The organism is Pantoea sp. Cr_R13 (genome assembly GCF_029222565.1).
Taxonomy (GTDB): Bacteria; Pseudomonadota; Gammaproteobacteria; order Enterobacterales; family Enterobacteriaceae; genus Pantoea; species Pantoea eucalypti.
Genome location: NZ_JARHXL010000008.1, coordinates 1 through 489 on the forward strand (window position 1 = coordinate 1; position 489 = coordinate 489).

1 protein-coding gene is annotated in these 489 nt (G+C 40.1%); it reads right to left on the bottom strand.

Annotated features, from left to right (window positions below):
* Nucleotides 1–383: 383 nt before the first annotated feature.
* The coding region (locus P2R09_RS03985; RefSeq protein WP_175501524.1) for a cold shock domain-containing protein at nt 384–489 on the bottom strand (106 nt) is incomplete at its 5' end.

Sequence of the window (489 nt, forward strand, 5' to 3'; positions counted from 1 at the left end):
GGGTATCTTGAGATATCGCTTACACTGAGGACTGCTTTACTAAAACTGCTTTGATAAGGTCTGTGTTCCAAACCGATGACGCTATTAAGCCACGCCTTACCTATTTTAGCAAACATTATTTTAATTTATTTTTAACATCCAGACGTCCGGAGCCCTTATAGCGTTCGGTTCTCGTTTGATCCTGTCCGTTATAATTGCTTTTATTAACTGCTTATTTAACGCGCAACAAATTAAGCAGCATAAAAAATAAACATTTATTGATTAAGCCGTAATAAAACGCAAAAAACCCGCACAAGGCGGGTTTTTATTAATTATCAATTTCAGGCTTATCTGCTCAGGCTGTTGCCGTCGTCGCGGTTATAAGCATCATTGATAATCAGGGCTTACATAGGGACTACGTTTGCCGCTGAAGGACCTTTAGCGCCGTTTTCAATTGTGAATTCGACCTGCTGGCCTTCGTCCAGAGTTTTATAATCGTTGCTCTGGATT